This is a genomic window from Castellaniella sp. (assembly GCF_004321985.1).
In the GTDB taxonomy this organism is placed as follows: Bacteria; Pseudomonadota; Gammaproteobacteria; order Burkholderiales; family Burkholderiaceae_B; genus Castellaniella.
On the sequence record NZ_SCQN01000038.1, the window covers coordinates 15,841 to 33,799 of the forward strand.

Here is a 17,959-nt window from a genome sequence, read left to right on the forward strand (position 1 = left end):
TCAAACGGAAGAATGAGGGAGATTTCGCGGGATGACGGTCGGCGTGTGCGGATGCGCAGCAGGGGCGACGTGCAGGCCACACTCGCGGCTCTGGCGCTGCTCCCACCACCAGCGGCCGGCGCGCAGATCCTCGCCGGGGCGCACCGCCCGGGTACAGGGCTCGCAGCCAATGGACGGATAGCCTCGGTCGTGCAGCGGGTTGTAGGGCACATCCAGGGCGCGCACCACGGCCCAGACGTCCTTGGTGGACCAAGTGGCAAGCGGATTGAACTTCTGCAGCCCGAAAGATTCGTCCCATTGGGATTCAGGCAGTTCCGCACGAGTCACGGACTGCTCCCGGCGCTGGCCGGTGATCCAGGCCGAATGGCCGGCCAGTGCGCGACGCAGCGGTTCCACCTTACGAATCGCACAGCATTCCTGGCGCAGCGCCACACTTTCATAAAAAGCGTACTTCCCGTGATCGGCCACGTAGGCCGCCACGGCACCAGAATCAGGATGCATCAGCTGCACATCCAGGCCATACCGATCGCGGACCACGTCCACCATGGCCAGCGTCTCCGCATGTAGCATATCGGTGTCGAGCATGAAAACGCCCAGTGGCTGCGGCAACTGCATCAGCGCGTGGATCAGCAGACTATCCTCGACGCCCATGGAAGACGCCAGCAGGGCATCCGGATGTGCGGCGGCAATGTCGGCGAGCCGCGCCAACAACGCCTCCCAGCGAACTGCCAGAAGCTCACTCAAGCGATCATCCGTCTTCATGCGACCGCCTCCAGGACATCCGGCAGCAGGGTCGTTTGCGGATCGTCATCGAACGTCAAGGTCTCGCCAAACCAGGCTAGCTTGGGCCCCAGACCGGCCACGGCACCAACGATGAACAGCGCGGGGGAATGCACAGCAGCGCGACGCGCCTGAATGGCAACCCGTTCCAGCGGCGCGTGGATGACCCGCTGGTTGGCCCGCGAGCCGTTCTCGATCAGGGCGCACGGCGTTCCTCGGCCGACCCCCCGCGCCATCAACCGGGCGCACAGTCCATCCAGGCGTTCCACCCCCATGTAGTACACCCTGGTCGTCGCCGCTTCCCGGTCGCTGGCAGGGCCGTCGCCCGCCCGGCGATGCGCTGTGGACAGGATCAGCTCGCTGGCATGGGAACGGTGCGTCAGCGGAATGCCGGCATAGGCCCCGCAAGCCAGTGCTGCGGTGATGCCAGGAACAACCTCATAGGTGATCCCTTGTTCACGCAGATATTCCAGTTCCTCGCCGCCGCGCCCATAAACCAGCGGATCGCCGCCTTTCAGCCGGACCACGCAGCGACCCAGGCGTGCATGCTGCGCCATCAGTCCATGAATGCGCCGCTGCGTGGCCTCGTGATCTTCTCCCGGCATCTTGCCCACTGCGATGCGCCGCGCATCACGCCGTGCCAAGGACAGTACTTCCGGGCTCACCAGGCGGTCATGCAGGATCACGTCGGCCTCGTTCAGTGCCCGCAGGCCCCGCAGCGTCAGGAGCCCGGGATCCCCCGGACCGGCGCCCACCAGCAATACCTTACCGGCCGCAGGCCTGACCGTTCCCACCAACGCCTCATCCAGCAGGTCCTCTGCCTGCCGCGGCCGCCCGCAACGCAGCGCCGCCAGTACCGGTCCATCCAGCAGCCAGTCGTAGAAACGGCGCCGGTCCGCAAGGCCCGGACGCGCTGCACGAATGGCACTGCGGTGGCGTTGCGCCAATTCGGCCAGCAATCCCACCGCCGGTTCGACCAGCGTCTCGATGCGCTCACGCAGGCGCCTGGCGATGACGGGCGCCGCACCGCCCGAGGACACGGCCACAGTGACCGGCGAACGGTCCACGATTGCCGGCACCTGGGCACTGGAAAGCTCGGCGTCATCCACCACGTTGCACCACAGGTGCCGGGCCTCGGCGGCGGTAGCTACGGCCCGATTCAGCCTCGCGTCATCCGTCGCGGCCACCACCAGCCAGGCGCCGGCCAGCTGAGATGGCTCGAATTCGTCCAGCCGCAGTTCGATGTCGCCCGACCGTGCGCGCACCTGGACCTGCAAGTGCGCGGTCCGCGCCACCACGACGACGCGTGCGCCAGCCGAGCGCAACAGTTCGATCTTGCGGTCGGCCACGAGGCCGGCACCGACGACCAGCACGGTCTTGCCGTGAAGGTCCAGAAATAGCGGGAAGTGATTCATGACGCCATTCTAGGAACCATGACGCGGCCACAGAACGATCGTCTCGTCATGTCGTTATGCGGTCATAAGCAAATGACCGAAACCCGCACCCGCCGCGACTCTCCGGACACTTCACACTAAATGGTGCGCTCCGTCGATTCTTATTTTCTTATGACGAATCATTCCTTCGCGTCCCGCCATCGCCTGGATACCATCGTTGCTCATCAGTACGCACCACCGGTGTCCCGCCTGAACAGGCACCGACCTTTCACCGCCAATACGGAGCCCCTCATGACACCCGCCAACGAAGCAGTCCTGGACTTGCTGCCCATCCCTCCGGAGAAGGCACAAACCGCGGCCCGGCTGATCCAGGGGCTGGACGGATACGCGCTGGAATGGCTGTCCGGCTACCTGGCCGGTGCAGCGGCCCAACTGAGGCTGAAGCAGATTCCGGATGAAGCTGCCCCGGCGGTCGCCACGCCAGTGGCCGTCCCTGCCACCAGGCAACCGCTCACCATCCTCTACGGCAGCCAGACTGGAAACGCCAAACGCACGGCTGAAAAACTGGCCGCCGAAGTCGAGGCTCAGGGCCTGCCGGTGCGGTTGGTCCGCGCCGATGCCTTCCGCACGAACGAGCTCCGGAAGGAACAGTTCCTGTACGTGGTCATCAGCACCCACAGCGTGGGCGACGCGGCGGAGCCCCCCGACGACTCACGCGGATTCTTCGAGTTCCTGACGGGCCGCCGCGCACCGCAGCTCCCCGATCTGAGCTACGCCGTGCTGGCCCTGGGCGACTCCACTTACGCGGACTTCTGCGGCATCGGCCGGCGCATCGATGAGCGCCTGGCCGAACTGGGTGCCAAGCGGTTGTTCGAACGCGCCGACGCCGACGTGGATATCACGACCGTGGCAGACCCGTGGGCCAGAGAGGCGCTGCGCCATGCGCAAGAGCGGCTGGCCCCCGGCCCGGACCAGGCCCGGTCGCCCGCACCGGCCGCCAACGGCGTCGTGACCTTCCTGCGGCCGATGCATGCGACGTGGACGCGCGAACGCCCCTTCGCGGCCGAAGTGCTGGTCAGCCAGCGCATCGTCGCGGGCAGCAGTGCAAAGAACATACATCACGTGGAGCTCTCACTCAAAGGCAGTGGCCTGCGCTACCAGCCCGGCGACGCCCTGGGCGTATGGCCCACCCAGGCGCCCGAGCTGGTCGACCGCGTCCTGGAAGTGCTGGATCTGGACGGTACAACGGACGTCGCGCAGGGCGATGAACACCTGCCGCTTTCACAGTGGCTCACCGAGCGGCGGGAGCTGACAGTCCTCACCCGCCCCTTCATTACCGCTCACGCCGAGCGCGGCCAACATGATGGGCTTCTGGCGTTGCTGCAGCCACCGTCGGCTGCCGAGCTGGCGCGGCGGCTGCAGCAATGGCAGCTGATCGACCTGCTGCGCAACCACCCGACTGCATGGGACGCCGCGTCACTGGTCTCGGCATTGCGTCCCCTCGCACCCCGCCTGTATTCCATCGCGAGCAGTCAGGAGCAGGTGGACGAGGAAGCGCACATCACCGTCGCCCACGTGGATTTCCAACAGGATGGCGAAGCCCGCTGGGGTGTCGGCAGCCATTATCTGTGCGGGCTGGCCGAAGGCGAGCAGGCGTCGATCTTCATCGAACCCAATGAACGCTTCCGCCTGCCAAAGGATGCTGCGCGAGACGTCATCATGATCGGCCCCGGCACCGGTGTGGCACCCTTTCGCGCTTTCCTGCAGCAGCGCCAAGCCGACGGCGCGTCGGGCCGCAACTGGCTGTTCTTCGGCAATCCCTACCGCCACAGTGACTTCCTGTACCAGACCGAATGGCTGCAAGCCCTCAAGGAAGGGCTGCTGACCCATCTGGACGTTGCCTTCTCGCGCGATCAGGCCAACAAAATCTATGTCCAGCATCGGCTGCGCGAACACGGCAAGGAGGTCTGGGATTGGCTGGAAGGCGGCGCTCACCTCTACGTGTGCGGCGACGCCGATCACATGGCTCCGGACGTTCACACAACCCTGATCGAGATCGCGACCGAGCACGGCGGCCAATCGCGCGAGGATGCAGCCGCATGGTTGAAGAACCTGATGAACGAAGGCCGCTACGCCCGCGACGTGTACTGAGCCATCCTCCATTCCTTTCACCGGGGTGTGCGCACAACACGCGCGCCCAACGTTTCCAAGCAGGACTACCATGCCCCAACCCACCGCACCCGCCCAGCTATCCGCACTGGAACACATCAAGGCCAACAGCCGATTCTTGCGCGGCACCATAGACGCCGGACTGGCCGACCGGACGACTGGCGCCATCAGCGAACCGGACACCAAACTGCTGAAATTTCACGGCAGCTACCAGCAGGACAACCGCGACGTGCGTGACGAGCGGCGCCGCCAGAAGCTGGAACCCGACTACGGGTTCATGGTGCGTGTCCGGCTACCAGGCGGCGTGCTGACCCCACAGCAATGGCTGGGGCTGGACGAACTGGCAGGCCGATACGCCAGCAACGGTCTGCGCATCACCACCCGCCAGACCTTCCAGTTCCACGGCATCCGCAAGGAACAGCTGCGCGACATGATTGGCGGCATCAACGCCATCGGATTGTCCACGCTCGCGGCCTGCGGCGACGACGTGCGCAACGTGATCTGCTCAGTGAATCCCCTGCTGTCATCCAGCCATGCGCAGGTCTACGACTGGGCCCTGAAGATCATGGACCACGTCAAGCCGCACACCACGGCCTACCAGGAGTTGTGGATAGACCAGAACGAAAAGACCAGCGATGGCGCGGGTGATGAGGAGCCGCTGCTGGGTCAGGCCTACCTGCCGCGCAAGTTCAAGTTCGGCATCGCCGTCCCGCCCTACAACGATATCGACGTCTTCGCGCAGGACTTCGGACTGATCGCGATCCTGGGAGAGGACGGCGAGCTTCAAGGTTTCAACCTGGCCCCCGGCGGCAGCATGGGCGCCACGGCCGGCGACCCCAAGACCTACCCGTCGCTGGGCGACCTGATCGGATTCGTCACGCCCGACCACCTGCTGGAGACCTGCTGGCACGCGGTCGCCGTGCAGCGGGACTTCGGCGACCGGAGCGAGCGCAAGCACGCCCGACTGAAGTACACCATCGACGATCGCGGCCTTCAGTGGTTCCATGACGAGCTGCAGTCCAGGCTGAGCTTCAGGATCGAACCGCCACGCCCCTACCACTTCGAACACAATGGCGACCGCTACGGCTGGACCAAGGGCGACGACGGCCGCTGGCACCTGACGCTGCAGATCCCAAGCGGCCGCATCCGCGACGTGGAGGATCACCCACGCCAAACCGGCATGCGCGAAATCGCCCGCATCCACAAGGGCGAGATCCGCATGACTTGCGACCAAAACCTCATCATCGCCGGCGTGGCGGCAAAGGACCGCGCCGCCATCAACACTCTGGTCAAGCAATACGGCCTGGATGACTACAAACGTGCCAGCGGACTGCGGCTGCACGCGCTTTCCTGCGTGGCACTGCCGACCTGCGGCCTGGCCATGGCAGAGTCCGAACGCTACCTGCCCCACATCCTGGACAAGCTGGAAGAACTGCTGGACCACCACGGATTGCGCGACGAACCCATCCACTTCCGGATCTCGGGCTGCCCCAACGGCTGTTCGCGGCCCTACATGGGCGAGATCGGGCTGATCGGCCGCGCCGTCGGCAAATACGATCTGCGCATCGGCGCCGACCACATCGGCGAGCGGCTGAACGCGATCTACAAGGAGAACATTGGTGAAGACACAATCCTCGCGACGCTCGACGAGGTGTTCGGGCGCTTCGCCACTGAACGCAAACGCGGCGAGCACTTCGGGGATTTTGTCGTGCGGACCCGTATCGTCACCCCGCCCAAGCGCCGCCCCACCGTGCGGCCGAGTGCCTGATCCGGACGCGGAACAACCCGTTCAGAGGATCTCCACATGCGACGCATCGCCCTTCTTCCAGCTGTTCTGCTGTGGCTGTCCGGCACAGCCTGCGCCACCAACATCACGCTGCTCAATGCTTCCTACGACCCCACGCGCGAGCTGTACCAGGCGTACGACCAGGCCTTCACCCGGTTCTGGGCCGCGAAGACTGGTGACCACGTCACGGTCCGCCAGTCGCATGGCGGCTCCGCCAGCCAGGCACGGGCGGTGATCGACGGCCTCCCGGCCGACGTGGTGACGCTGGGCATGGCGCCAGACATAGCCGCCATCGCCGCACACGGGCTGATCCACAAGGACTGGCAACGGCAGCTCCCGCTGAACAGCGCCCCTTACACATCGACCATCGTCTTTCTGGTGCGCAAGGGCAACCCGAAAGGCATCCACGACTGGGCTGACCTGATCAAACCGGGCATCCAGGTGATCACGCCAAACCCCAAGACTTCGGCCGGTGGCCGGTGGAACTACCTCGCTGCCTGGGGATATGCCCTGAAGCAACCCGGCGGCGACGAAGCCAAGGCGCGCGCATTCGTCGGCAAGCTCTACCGGCAAGTCCCCGTGCTGGATTCAGGCGCTCGTGGGGCAACGACGACCTTCGTGAAACGCGGCATCGGCGACGTGCTGCTGGCCTGGGAAAACGAGGCGCTCCTGGCGATCCGCGAGCTCGGTCCGGATAAGGTTGAGATCGTCGTCCCTTCGGTCAGCATCCTCGCCGAACCACCGGTCGCCGTCGTGGACAAGGGAGTCGACGCACGCGGAACGCGCGCGGTGGCGCAGGCCTACCTGACCCATCTGTACTCCGAGGAAGGGCAGGACATCGCGGCCAGGAATTTCTACCGGCCAACCCTGAAATCCGTGGCGGACCGCTATGCTGCGCAGTTCCCCAAGGTCAGGCTATTCACGCTCGGTGACGTGGCCTCGAACTGGGCGGACGCGCAGAAGCGGTACTTCGCCGACGGCGGCGTATTCGACCAGATCTACCAGCCTGGAGGTCAGCCGTGAGCAATCGCAAGGGTACGCTGGCCATGCCATTGCCAGCGGTGGGAGCCGGCCCGAAACCGCGCGTACTGCCGGGACGCAATCTGACGCTGGGCTTCACGCTGGCCTACCTGGGCCTGATCGTGCTGCTCCCGCTATCAGCGGCATTCCTGAAAACGGCCACTCTCAGTGGACATGCGTTCTGGCAGATCATCACTTCCGCGCGGGTGCTGGCCTCGCTGCGGTTGAGCTTCAGCGCCGCGCTGCTGGCAGCGGGAGTCAACGTAGTCTTCGGCGGGTTGGTCGCGTGGGTGCTGGTGCGCCACCGGTTCCCCGGCAAGCGCTTGGTGGACGCCTTGGTAGATCTGCCGTTCGCGCTGCCGACGGCGGTCGCCGGCATCGCCCTGACCGCACTGTATGCCCCCAATGGCTGGATCGGGCACCTGCTGACGCCACTGGGCATTCAGGTAGCCTTCAAGCCGCTGGGCGTAGTCGTCGCACTGATCTTCATCAGCCTGCCCTTCGTGGTCCGCACCCTACAGCCCGTGCTCGAAGATCTGTCGGCCGAGCTCGAGGAAGCGGCCAGCAGCCTGGGGGCATCCGGCGCCCAAGTGTTTGCCCGAGTGATCTTTCCGACGATCCTGCCGGCCCTGGTGACCGGCTTCGCCCTGGCCTTCGCGCGCGCATCGGGAGAATACGGCTCCGTGATCTTCATCGCCGGCAACATGCCCATGGTCTCGGAAATCACGCCGCTGCTGATCGTCACCCGCCTGGAACAGTACGACTACGCCGGCGCCACCGCCATTGCCGTCGTAATGCTGGCGATCTCATTCACTCTTCTGCTCGTAATCAACCTGCTGCAGGCCTGGTCGCGGCGCCGCTCGCTGGGCGAGGCCGCCTGAACCCATGTCTACGACAGCTACCATCCTCGGCTCTGCCAGCGGCTGGGCCATCCCGCCCACCGGCACCTCGAGCACCGGAAGCCGGCTCGCACACGCCGCCGCCACGTTTGGAGCACTCGCGTTCCTGTTGCTGTTCCTGTTCCTGCCGCTCGCCGCGGTATTCCACGAGGCGCTGGCCAAAGGATGGAGCACCTGCCTGGCTGCCGTCACCGAACCAGACGCGCTGGCGGCCATCCGCCTGACGCTGACCGCCGCGGGCATCGCCGTCCCGCTGAACGCCGCCTTCGGAATCTGCGCTGCCTGGGCCATCGCCCGCTTCGATTTCCGGGGCAAAAGCCTGCTGGTCACGCTGATCGACCTGCCCTTTTCGGTGTCTCCGGTGATTGCGGGCCTGGTCTACGTGCTGCTGTTCGGGATGCAGGGCTGGCTCGGCCCCTGGCTCCAGGCACACGACATCAAGATCCTGTTCGCCGTTCCCGGCATCGTGCTGGCCACCCTGTTCGTGACCGTGCCGTTCGTGGCGAGGGAACTGATTCCGCTCATGCAGTCCCAGGGAAGCGAGGAGGAAGAAGCTGCCATCGTCCTGGGCGCGTCCGGCTGGCAGACGTTCTGGCACGTCACCCTGCCCAACGTCCGCTGGGGACTGTTCTACGGCGTCATTCTCTGCAATGCACGGGCGATGGGAGAGTTCGGCGCCGTCTCCGTAGTCTCGGGCCACATTCGCGGATTGACCAACACCATGCCGCTGCACGTCGAGCTCCTTTACAACGAGTACAACTTCGCGGCCGCGTTCTCCGTCGCCTCGCTGCTGGCACTGCTGGCGCTGCTGACACTGATCCTGAAATCCCTGGTGGAGCGGGTCCTGCACACCCAGGCCAGCCACACCGCTTCGGAGCAAACACCATGAGCATCGAGGTCCGCCACATCCACAAGCGATTCGGCGCATTCACCGCACTGGACGATGTATCCCTGTCATTCCCCGACGGGCGCCTGACCGCCCTGCTCGGCCCTTCAGGCTGCGGCAAGACGACGCTGTTGCGCATCATCGCCGGCCTGGAACACGCCGACCAGGGCCAGGTGCTTCTGGGTGGGCAAGATGCTTCCCGAACCCACGTGCGGCACCGGCACGTCGGCTTTGTCTTCCAGCACTACGCGCTGTTCAAGCACATGTCGGTCTTCGAGAACGTTGCCTTCGGCCTGCGCGTGAAACCGCGCGAGCAGCGCCCCAGCAAGCAGGACATCCGCAAGAAGGTCATGGACCTGCTGGAACTGGTGCAACTCGATTGGCTGGCCGACAGGCGACCGGCGGCCCTGTCGGGCGGCCAGCGCCAGCGCATTGCCTTGGCGCGGGCGCTCGCCGTAGAACCCAGGGTCCTGCTGCTGGACGAGCCCTTCGGCGCGCTGGATGCCAAGGTCCGCAAGGAACTGCGCCGCTGGCTGCGCAGGCTGCACGACGAACTCCAGGTCACGAGCATCTTCGTCACCCACGACCAGGAGGAAGCCCTGGAAGTATCCGACGACGTCGTGATCATGAACCAGGGCCGGGTGGAGCAAATCGGCACGCCGCAGGCGGTCTACGACAACCCGGCCACGGCCTTCGTCTGCGGATTCCTGGGCCACGTGAACCTGTTCCAGGGGCGCATGCTCGACGGACGGCTGCAGGCAGACGGGATGGTATTCGCCGCCCCCGGCCACAGCGGGGAACAGAACGTTCCCGGCACAGCCTTCGTACGCCCTCACGACATCCAGATCGAGCCCTACCCATCGCCTGCCACAGCTGCAGCTGGCTCCAGCGCAGCCAACGATCCGGGCTGGCTGGTGAGCGTGCGCCGGGCGCGGGCACTGGGACCGATGGCGCAACTGGAACTGCAGCGCGAGGACACCCAGGAGATCATCGAGGCAGTCATGTCCAGCCGTGAGTTCCACCGCCTGGGTGGAGCGGTCCATCAACGCTTCATCGCCCGGCCCCGCCAGGCGCGCGTCTTCCCGAATCAGCCGACCTGAGCACCGCCGCGCGAACCCCGTCCGGGCGCCGCGTACAATGACGTCCCGGTCCATTCCCGTGACGCTCCAGCGTGACTGATCCTCCCCTGCCCGCCAATCGCGGGCTGATCTTCACCATCATCGCCTTCGCGCTGATGATGATGTCGATCGACGCCACCATCGTCGCTACCGCCCTGCACGCGCTGCAGGAAGACCTGGGCGCGCCGATCAATTGGACGAGCTGGACCATCACCGCCTACTGGTTTGGCTACGTCATCATGCTGCCGGTAAGCGGCCGGCTAAGCGAACGCTACGGCCACCGGCGGGTGTTCCTGCTGTCCACGCTTGCATTCGCCGTTACGTCACTGCTGTGCGGACTGGCGACCAACGTGTATGCACTGGTGGCCTTCCGCGCACTGCAATCGGCCGGTGGGGCGGGCCTCACACCCGCAGCCACCGGCATCATCGTCACCTGGTTCGGGCGCTCCCGCGACCGGGCTCTCGGTCTATTCGGCGCAGTCTTTCCGGTCGGCGCCATGATAGGACCCATCTTCGGCGGCCTGTTCGTCACCTACGCAAGCTGGCGCGACGTGTTTTTCGTCAACGTGCCCATCGGCCTGATCATGGCGGGACTGGGCTGGTGGATCATTCCCAGGGACCGCGCGGCGGACCGCTCCGCCCGCAGCCTGGACCTGCCCGGAATGGTCTGGCTGGCGCTGGGAGTGGTCGCCGGCATGCTGGGCATCAGCTACCTGGGGAACCCCGAAGCGACCTTGAGCTCGTGGGGATTCACGCTTCCCATGGCGATCTGCGTGCTGTGCGCCTGCGTCTTCTTCCGCCACATTCAAAGGGCGGCAGAACCCTTCCTGGCACCCCGGCTGATCTACGGCCGCGGCTTCGGCGCCACGAATTTCCTGAATGCCATGTACGGCGGCGCGGCCTCCGGCGCGGTGACGCTGGTTCCGCTGTACGCCGCCACACGCTACGGCCTGAATGCGCTGGACGCGGGCACGCTGCTGATCGCACAGGGCATCGCCGCCATCACTTTTTCCACCCTGGCCGCCTACGCGCTGCGCTGGAGCGGGTACCGCCTGCCCTTCCACGCCGGCGGGCTGCTCATGGCCGTGGGGTTGCTGCTGCTCGCTCCTGTGCCGCGATTCGGGATCCCCGCCTACGGCTGGCTGGCCACCGCCACCTGCTTCATCGGCGCCGGCGCCGGCATCATGGGTCCGGCCAGCCGAAATGCCTGCGTGCAGCTCGTACCGGACCAGGCATCGACCATGGCGGCGCTGCGCGCCACGGCGCAGGAACTGGGTGTCATCGTGACACTGGCCGTCACCACGGCTATCATGGCCAGAACCGAAACGCCCAGCCTGACGCTAGCCGTCATCTATGCCGCCATGGCCCTGCTCTGTCTGATGATCCAGCCCATCATCCGGCGGGTCCCTGAACACCACGGCGCTTGGTGACGCCCCGCCATGCCCGGTCAGCGTATGGCAACGCGCCCACCCACCGGGGTGGTATCGTTTGGTTTTACAGGGAGCCGCCATGACCACGCACCAGCCTGCCAGCGCTTCGCGCCCGGCCCAGGACACCCGACGCCAGACACCCGCCTCACCACGGATCGCGCTCGTGACCGGTGCCTCGGCGGGATTCGGCCACGCCATCTCGGCCGCACTGTGCCGTGACGGCTGGACCGTGGTGGGGGCTGCCCGGCGGGCGGATCGCCTGAATGCCATCCGCCAGGAACTCGGTCCGAACTTCCACCCGCTGGAACTGGACGTGACATCCGACACCAGCGTGGCCCACGCCGTGGCCCACATGGCGGCCCACTTTCCCGACGGTCCGGACCTGCTGGTGAACAACGCCGGCCTGGCGCTGGGCGTGGGACCGGCCCAGCACGCCGACATGCAGGACTGGGAACGGATGATCCTCACCAACGCCCTGGGACTGAGCCGCATGGTTCACCACTTCCTGCCGGGCATGATCACGCGGGGACGGGGCCACGTGATCAACATCGGATCGACCGCCGGCAACTACGCCTATCCGGGTGGCAACGTCTACGGCGGGACCAAGGCCTTCGTGAAGCAATTCAGCCGGGGCCTGAAGGCGGACCTGCACGGGACCCCGGTTCGCGTCACGAACATCGAACCGGGCCTGGTGGGCGGCACCGAGTTCTCACTGGTCCGCCTGCACGGCGACGAGGCCAAGGCTACCGCCGTCTACAAAGATGCCAACGCCCTGCTGCCGGAAGACGTGGCCGAAGCGGTCGTCTGGGCGGCCAGCCAGCCGCCGCGCGTCAACATCAGCACCATTGAACTGATGCCCGTCACCCAGAGCCTGGCTGGCACGCGTGTCTACCGGGGCTAATGAACCCGCGCCATCTCAGGTGGCGTTCAGCCGATCCGGATTAGCATGTGCGCCGTTCACCTCATCGGAGCCTGATCTTGGCGACGAAAAAATCCATCTGGGCCATCACCGGACTGGTACTGATCCTGGCTGTCTGGGAAGTCAACGGAACCCTGGTCGAGCGCCGCAACGTGCTGCACGAGGAAGGCGCCGACGTCGTTCAACACGCTGCCGGGCGAAATCCGATACCCCATTCCGCCACCGACGATGCAGCATCCGGGCAGACGGCGGACCACCCGTCGTCACCAACAGTGGCCGGAGTCGCCGACGCTCACAGCCAACACTGACTGTTGCGTCCTGGACAACACCGGCGTCCAGTCTGGACATTCATTAGGGTTAACCCTAGTATCAGGGTATAATAGAACAGTTGGGCAAAAGCCCTGCTTTCACGAGAAGCACATGTTCTACCCTTACAAAAACTTTGGCGAAACCCGCCTCACCGACGCGCTCGAGCGCGAACTGCTGATCGAAGCCGAGCAAGCATACGGCTACCGGTCGGGCGAGGTCCTGCTCAGTGCGCTGCAAAAAGCCGCCGCAGTCCTGCGCCGCTGGCTCACCAGCAGCAGCAACATGGCATCGGCCTATTGGGTCTCGTTCCATCATCGGGCAGCCTGAACGGCCACGCCAGACAACCGCCGCCCGGCGAGCTGACGCAAGCCGGGCGGCGCGGTACTACGGCAACCGGCCTCAAGCAGCAGCCAGCGCCTGATCGAGATCGTCGACCAAGTCATTGACGTGCTCGATCCCCACGCACAGGCGGACCAGGTCGGCACTCACTCCGGCCGTCTTGAGCTCTTCGTCGGTCAGCTGACGGTGCGTGGTCGTCGCCGGATGGCAGGCCAGCGTCTTCGCGTCGCCGATATTCACCAGGCGCTTGATGAGCGACAGGCGGTCCATGAAACGCGCGCACGCCTCGAGACCGCCCTTGACCCCAAAACTGAAGAGCGACGCCGGGATGCCGCCGTCCATGTAGCGCTGGGCCAACGCGTAGTCCCGGTTGTCTTCCAGACCGGCAAAATTGACCCAGCTGACCTTGGGGTGGGCCTTCAGGTAGCGCGCCAGCGCCAGCGCATTCTCGCAATGGCGCTCCATGCGCAGCGTCAGCGTCTCGATGCCCTGCAGAATCAGAAATGAATTGAACGGCGAAATGGCGCCCCCCGTATTACGCAGCGCCACCGTGCGCGCCCGACCCGCAAAAGCGGCCTCGCCGAAGTCATTCACATAGACCACCCCGTGGTAGGCGGGCTCGGGGTTGTTGAACTGCGGAAATCGCGGATTGCCGCGCCAGGGGAACTTGCCGGAATCCACCAGCACACCGCCAATGCTGGTGCCATGGCCCCCCAGGTATTTGGTGGCCGCATGAATGACGATGTCCGCGCCATGCTCGATCGGCCGGCAAAGCGCCGGCGTCGGCACCGTGTTGTCCACCGCCAGCGGCACCCCGTGGGCGTGCGCAATGGCCGCCAGCGCACCAATATCCACCACGTTGCCCGCCGGATTACCGACCGATTCGCAATACACCAGCCGAGTGTGATCGTCGATTTCCGCGGCGAACGCCTCGGGGTCGCGCCCATCCACCAACCGGGCCTCGATGCCCAGCTCGCGCAGGGTGTGTCGGAAGAACGTATAGGTGCCGCCATAGACCTGGCTGGTCGCCACGATGTTGTCGCCCGCCCGGGCCAGAGTCAGCACACAGGCCGTAATGGCTGCCATGCCGGAGGCAAAGGCCAGGCCGGCCACACCGCCTTCCAGCAGCGCAACCCGCTCCTCCAGCACTGCCGTCGTGGGGTTCTGAATGCGCGTATAAATGTTGCCCGCCACCTTCAGGTCGAACAGATCAGCACCGTGCTGCGTGTCGTCGAAGTAGTAGCTGGTCGTCTGATAGATCGGCACAGCAACCGAGTGGGTTTCCGGATCTCCGGCGAACCCGCCGTGGATGGCAATCGTTTCTCGTTTCATGGTGTCTCCTGGGGTCGAGGCGGCCGAAGGCCGATGTGCATGGAAATGGTTCTGGTGCTGGCCAGATGCGCGCCATCACGCCGCGCTTGTGTTCAATTCCGGCATTCTGGCACGGATGTACATGACCTGGAGTGATATGCAACGACGCATCCGTTCCGACGACGCCCAATCAGAAACCACGCGCCTGCACCGCTATTTCATCGCAAGCTGGCTGCCCAGAATGCGCCGCAGGCGCACCGCATCGCCGAAGCGTGAGCCATTCATCCCGTGCGCATCGAGCAGCACCATCGCCAGATTGCGGCCGCCGACCTTGACTACCATGACCAAGCAGTTTCCGGCCTCGCGCGTGGTTCCTGTCTTTGACATCAGGATGTCCCAGCGCGGCCGGCCCACCAGCATGTTCGTATTGTGGAAGGTCCGGCCGGCAGCGCTGTAGCTAGCGTCCGTGGTGAACTGCCGGATCAGCGGCTGCTGCGAAGCGGTCCGAACCAGCCTGGCCAGGTCCCGGGCCGACGAGACGTCTTCACTGGACAAGCCGACGGACTCGACAAACCTGGAATTCGTCATGCTCAGCGCCTGCGCCTGGGCGTTCATCGCCTCGACGAAGGCCGCCATGCCACCCGGATAGGTACGGCCTAGTGCGTGCGCCGCACTGTTCTCGGACGCCGTCAAGGCCATGTGCAGCAGATCAGACCGGGTCAGCCACATGCCCACTGACAAGCGTGAAGGCAATTCGCTGGGAACACCGACATCGCTGGCATCCACTGCAATCTTCTCACCCATGGGCAGACCAGCCTTAACCACCACCAGCGCTGTCATGAGCTTGGTGATGGAGGCAATCGGCCGCACAGCATCTTCGTCGCGCGCGAACAGGACCTCAGACGTGTCCAGATCCTGTACCAGAATCGCGGTGGACTTGAGCTTCCTGATTTCTTCCGCCGGGTTGTGCGTGACCAGAGACGCCTTGGTACCCGCGTCAGGATCCAACGGCTCGGGTAGCGCGCCCCAGCGCTGCACCGCGATGCGCCGCCCATAGCCATGCAAGCATATCGGCAGCGAGGGATCCGCATTGCAGGGGTGGAAATTGGCGACCTGGGCTCGCGCAGGAGAAGACCACCCGCCCGCAACCGCGACCAGAACCGCCGCCACATACAACGCTGCCCGCGCCCGCCATCCCGCCATGATTGCCCTCGTTTGACCCGCGCAAGACAAAATTCCTCGCGCCTGCCGCCAGACACACGTTGAAAGGTATCTTACTATTATCCATACGGAAGTGACATGGTGGCCCCGTGAGAGGGTCGGAGACCGACACGCAGATTCCCGCCGCCGCGAAGACCTGAACAATCCTAAACTGCAGCAGACACAGCCACCCGTGGCCGGGACACAGAGGAGACAGACCATATGATGATGAGGTGGGTGACGGAACGGATCAGCTTCCCCGGATCGCTGGCAACATCTCAGTGGAAGTTGGTCGTATTTGTTTCTTTTGCCGCCTGGATCATCGTCGTAGGGATGCATCATGAACCATGGTTCGACGAAAGTCAGGCCTGGCTGCTGGCACGAGACAGCAGCTTCTACGAGCTTCTGGCCGAACGCGTACGCTACGAGGGGACACCAGGGCTATGGCACATCCTGCTCTGGCTGGCCATTCGAGCCGGCCTGCCGTTTGATGGCTTCTACCTGATTTCCGTGGCTTGTGCACTGATCGGAGCCACGCTCATACTCTGGCGCGCCCCGTTTCCGGCGCCCCTGCGCATGCTGCTGCTGGCCTCTTACTTTTTCTCCTACCAATTCTCGATCGTTGCACGCAGCTACGCACTGGATCTGGCCCTCGTGCCAGCCCTGGCCTGCGTCTTTCCGCAACGGACGAAAAGGCCAGTCGCGTACGGATTGCTGATCGGTCTCCTTGCCAACAGCAACGCACACAGCCTCTGCTTTGCCAGCGTACTGGGCGTGGAATGGCTGTGGGTGTTGATCCGCGTGCATCGAACAAAGGCAGCATCATGGGGCCTGGCTCTGGCCATCGGACTTGGTCTGTTCGCAATGCTCGTCGCTTGGCAGCCGTCCGACAACGCATTCGTGAACCCTGGGATCAAGGCCCGCTCGGCCCTGGCTGCCGGTCTGCTGTACATCGACGAAGCCTTCATCGACCGACCGACGTTCTGGTCTGCAATCGAACCAACCCCGCTGGACATGGCGTACGGCGCGTTCGGTTCAATAGTGCTCCTGCTGCCATCCCTGCTCCTGTTCCTCCGCGCGGGAACCTTGCTACTGGGCATGGCGACCATGGTCGCACTGACAGGCTTCTCGGTGATGGTCTACGCAATGCAATGGCACTCCGGTATCCTGTTCCTGGCCTGGATATTCGGTCTGTGGATCACATGGCCAGCGATGCAAACCTGGCCAGCATTGGGCCGTATGGTCGTGACCAGCTTCGCCATCATTACGGCAGTACAAGCGACCGAAGGAGTGCACTCCGGTCTCTGGGATATCAAACATGCCTATACAGGCTCGGTCCAGGCAGCGCAGAAAATCGCCAGCATTCTGTCAGAACGCCCACGCGCCCGCATCGCCGCGGCAGGATTCCAAGCGATCGAAGTGCAGCCATATTTTCCCCACAATATTTTCGCCAACTTCCATGGCGGCAATCCATCACCGAGCTTTCTCACTTGGAAAACGAGCGACTGGCGGATCTTTTCAACATTACCAGAAGCGTATGCAATAGCCGCTGCCCAATACGACATCATTCTGATGTCGACTTTCAATATACACCGCGGCGACCTCACCCGATTCGATGGTTTCGCTGCAAAGCATGGCTACCGGATTCTAAAGATTTGCCCTGGTAATCGAATCTGGAAGGGATACAACGCAAAAAATGACGCGGAGTCGTTTATTATCTATGGTGTCGAAAACGACCAACCCAAAGTCGGCAATTCACCTTGAAAAAGGCAGGCCGACGTAATGAACAGACTTCGTCCAACAGAACAAAATGCGATTGGTTATAACATCCTGATCGCAGCGATCTTTATATTGTCCCTATGGGTTGCGAAACATCCCTATCTGGGAATCGTCCATGACGCCCGATATTACCTACTCCAGACTCTGCATGCACTGGAACCGACAAGGTGGAACGAAGATCTATTTTTCAGGTATGGCTCGCAGGATTCGTTCTCTATTTTCTCAAGCGTCTATAAATGGCCCGTTGGGGCAATAGGGATCGCCGCTGCCAACCTTCTGGCGATTGTAATCGGCGATGGGCTGTGGTTAGCCTCACTCGGCCTCTTGGTTTGCAGCATTCTGAACCGTCCGACCGAGCGTCTTGCAGCAGCCTGTGGCGTTATTGCGCTTAACACAGGGTACGGTGGCCTAGACACCCTCCACTATGCTGAACCTTTCATAACACCAAGGCTGTTCGCCGAAGCGGCCGTGATGTGTGGCTTCGCGGCCGCATCAAGAGGTCGATATGTCTTGTTGTCGATGCTAAGCCTTCTGGCAGCTGCTATCCATCCTCTCTCGGCATTACCCGGAATTGGGATCATTACATTCGACTCGTTACGCCGCGATCGCCGCACCTGGTC

At 64.1% G+C, this 17,959-nt stretch carries 16 protein-coding genes; 12 read left to right on the plus strand and 4 right to left on the minus strand.

From position 1 onward, the window contains the following. Both EPN31_RS07760 and cysG read right to left on the minus strand, forming a co-directional pair. Nucleotides 1-762 carry a phosphoadenylyl-sulfate reductase gene (locus EPN31_RS07760; RefSeq protein ID WP_291771533.1) on the minus strand — a complete coding sequence of 254 codons (762 nt, stop codon included), beginning with the start codon at nt 760-762 and terminating at the stop codon, nt 1-3. Then, on the minus strand, nt 759-2,195 hold the full coding sequence (cysG, locus tag EPN31_RS07765; RefSeq protein ID WP_291771535.1) for a siroheme synthase CysG: 1,437 nt from the start codon (nt 2,193-2,195) through the stop codon (nt 759-761). The genes EPN31_RS07760 and cysG overlap by 4 nt, the downstream gene beginning before the upstream one ends. Nucleotides 2,196-2,465: 270 nt before the next feature. On the opposite strand from cysG, the gene EPN31_RS07770 reads away from it, so the two are divergent. The 10 genes from EPN31_RS07770 (at nt 2,466) to EPN31_RS07815 (ending at nt 13,037) form a co-directional block, all read left to right on the plus strand. Beyond that, a complete protein-coding gene (locus EPN31_RS07770) occupies nt 2,466-4,325 on the plus strand; it encodes an assimilatory sulfite reductase (NADPH) flavoprotein subunit (protein ID WP_291771538.1) in 1,860 nt (619 codons plus the stop codon). A gap of 70 nt (nt 4,326-4,395) precedes the next feature. Beyond that, a complete protein-coding gene (gene cysI, locus EPN31_RS07775; protein WP_291771541.1) occupies nt 4,396-6,111 on the plus strand; it encodes an assimilatory sulfite reductase (NADPH) hemoprotein subunit in 1,716 nt (571 codons plus the stop codon). 36 nt (nt 6,112-6,147) lie between these two features. After that, the gene (locus EPN31_RS07780; protein WP_291771543.1) at nt 6,148-7,152 is read left to right on the plus strand and encodes a sulfate ABC transporter substrate-binding protein; all 1,005 of its coding nucleotides are present in this window, start codon (nt 6,148-6,150) and stop codon (nt 7,150-7,152) included. Nucleotides 7,153-7,175: 23 nt separating this feature from the next. Continuing rightward, entirely contained in the window at nt 7,176-8,030 is an 855-nt protein-coding gene (cysT, locus tag EPN31_RS07785; protein WP_291771584.1) for a sulfate ABC transporter permease subunit CysT, read from the plus strand. Nucleotides 8,031-8,034: 4 nt separating this feature from the next. Next, nucleotides 8,035-8,937: a sulfate ABC transporter permease subunit CysW gene (gene cysW, locus EPN31_RS07790; protein WP_291771546.1), complete on the plus strand. Its 903-nt coding sequence runs from the start codon at nt 8,035-8,037 to the stop codon at nt 8,935-8,937. Further along, the gene (locus tag EPN31_RS07795) at nt 8,934-10,034 is read left to right on the plus strand and encodes a sulfate/molybdate ABC transporter ATP-binding protein (RefSeq protein ID WP_291771550.1); all 1,101 of its coding nucleotides are present in this window, start codon (nt 8,934-8,936) and stop codon (nt 10,032-10,034) included. Before cysW ends, EPN31_RS07795 begins: the two co-directional genes overlap by 4 nt. A gap of 71 nt (nt 10,035-10,105) precedes the next feature. After that, nucleotides 10,106-11,482, plus strand: a complete 1,377-nt coding sequence (locus EPN31_RS07800) for an MFS transporter (protein ID WP_291771553.1) — start codon at nt 10,106-10,108, stop codon at nt 11,480-11,482. A gap of 79 nt (nt 11,483-11,561) precedes the next feature. Then, nucleotides 11,562-12,383 (plus strand): SDR family NAD(P)-dependent oxidoreductase, encoded by an 822-nt coding sequence (locus tag EPN31_RS07805; RefSeq protein WP_291771555.1) that lies wholly within the window; start codon nt 11,562-11,564, stop codon nt 12,381-12,383. Nucleotides 12,384-12,460: 77 nt separating this feature from the next. After that, nucleotides 12,461-12,709: a hypothetical protein gene (locus tag EPN31_RS07810; RefSeq protein ID WP_291771559.1), complete on the plus strand. Its 249-nt coding sequence runs from the start codon at nt 12,461-12,463 to the stop codon at nt 12,707-12,709. Nucleotides 12,710-12,821: 112 nt separating this feature from the next. Continuing rightward, entirely contained in the window at nt 12,822-13,037 is a 216-nt protein-coding gene (locus tag EPN31_RS07815; protein ID WP_291771562.1) for a hypothetical protein, read from the plus strand. Between the two features lie 72 nt (nt 13,038-13,109). Here EPN31_RS07815 and EPN31_RS07820 read toward each other — a convergent pair whose 3' ends face one another. After that, nucleotides 13,110-14,381, minus strand: coding sequence for an O-acetylhomoserine aminocarboxypropyltransferase/cysteine synthase family protein (locus EPN31_RS07820; protein ID WP_291771565.1), 1,272 nt, complete (start codon nt 14,379-14,381; stop codon nt 13,110-13,112). A gap of 192 nt (nt 14,382-14,573) precedes the next feature. Further along, on the minus strand, nt 14,574-15,563 hold the full coding sequence (locus EPN31_RS07825; protein WP_291771567.1) for a serine hydrolase: 990 nt from the start codon (nt 15,561-15,563) through the stop codon (nt 14,574-14,576). A 219-nt stretch (nt 15,564-15,782) separates the two neighbouring features. On the opposite strand from EPN31_RS07825, the gene EPN31_RS07830 reads away from it, so the two are divergent. Further along, nucleotides 15,783-17,324, plus strand: coding sequence for a hypothetical protein (locus tag EPN31_RS07830; protein ID WP_291771570.1), 1,542 nt, complete (start codon nt 15,783-15,785; stop codon nt 17,322-17,324). Nucleotides 17,325-17,342: 18 nt separating this feature from the next. Further along, a partial coding sequence (locus EPN31_RS07835; RefSeq protein WP_291771573.1) for a hypothetical protein occupies nt 17,343-17,959 on the plus strand: 617 nt, incomplete at its 3' end.